This is a genomic window from Peribacillus sp. P4_C12 (assembly GCF_056402095.1).
In genome coordinates, this window is record NZ_JBFUIB010000712.1 from 1 (window position 1) to 1568 (window position 1568).

The window sequence follows — 1568 nt, forward strand, 5'->3', positions numbered from 1 at the left end:
GACTCCATGTACTCATGGGCTTTTGATACTTCATCAAACGTAAAAATATTTGAATCCAAAAGCGGACGCAGTTTCCCTTCCTCAACCATCCTAGCAACCTTCATCAAAATTTCTCCATAATGTTTATGCATGTCCTTGTTTAATATCTTCAACAACATAAAGGTAACATGAAGGGAAAGTCCCTTTGAATGTACGGGGGAGAGGTCATGAGTCGAACGAGTAGCAATGGCTGTTACCGTTCCATGTACCGCTGCCGCCTCAAAAGAGCGATCAAGGTTTTCACCCCCTACCGTGTCAAACACGACGTCAAATCCTTTTCCGTTTGTATATTTTTGTACATAGTCATGAACACTTTCTTCTCGATAATTAATAGTTATATCAGCACCAAGGCGCGTGCCAATCTCCAGTTTCTCTTGCGAAGAGGCAGTTGTATAGACTGTCGCTCCTCCCCATTTGGCTAATTGAATGGCGATGTGTCCTACACCTCCGGTGGCTCCATGGATCAATATATTTTGTCCAGGTATAAGCCTTGCACGATTAAATAATGCTTCCCAAGCAGTTATGGAAACTAATGGTAAAGCTGCGGCTTCTTCCATCGTCAAATTTTTCGGCTTATGAGCAAGTAAATCGGCATCTGCAAGCATAAACTCTGCAAGTGCACCGCCAGTGCCTCTAAATCCACCCGCGCATCCAAACACTTCATCGCCAATTTTAAACTCGGTTACTCCTTCACCCACTGCAGATACCAACCCTGACACATCTCCGTGTAATACTGCTGGAAACTTGGGTGCAACGGCTGGAACTGCACCAGCACGAACTTTCGTATCAATAGGATTTACACTCGTAGCCTTTACTTGAATAAGTACATGTCCAGGTTTCAGTTCAGGTTTTGAAATCTCTTTATATTGAAATACGGATGGTTCACCAAAAGACTGAATAATTTGTGATTTCATTTTAGTTACTCCTTATTATTTGCCTGAAAATAGGAAAATGTCTCATTACCTATTCATGGTCAGGATGATGGTATGTGCTAAGAATAAAGCTAATATAACCTACTTTTACTTCCCTTTGACCTTTATGATACAAGCTTCTTCTCTAATCTATGTCTAGGTGATTTATTAAATCGTAAATTACCTGTTAAAAGAAACCGGATGGTTCCCATGGTAATTGGAGGGGATGACAGAAGACCAAATTTAACAGAAACAGCTCCAAGTTCCTATAAGATGGAAAATAATACCCCCTAAAACAATCCCAATCTCTTACCCTCCCTTCGAAACAATCATAAAAATGAATCCTTCATGTGTTATGAGATAATCTGGTTCCAATCCACTGCTGTGCCAGTCAGTGTCATTCTCATCGGATTTTTTTACGAAACATCTTTAATGGTGAATAGTCTAAAAAGAGAGAATATTTAGTCTTCACTTGTAAAATCAATGATACTTTATATATTATAAATTTAAAAGTACGCACAATTTTGTGGAATAGGATAAAATTTGATACTTAAAAAAATTGGGTGTTACTATGAAGGACTTTAATACAGAAAAGTGTCCTGATACCACAGCTTGCCC

At 39.2% G+C, this 1568-nt stretch carries 1 protein-coding gene; it reads right to left on the reverse strand.

Going from position 1 to position 1568, the window contains the following annotated elements; all coding sequences use genetic code 11:
• On the reverse strand, nucleotides 1-953 hold a 953-nt coding region (locus AC1DUW_RS28270), incomplete at its 3' end, for a zinc-dependent alcohol dehydrogenase family protein (RefSeq protein WP_477644111.1).
• Nucleotides 954-1568: the final 615 nt, after the last annotated feature.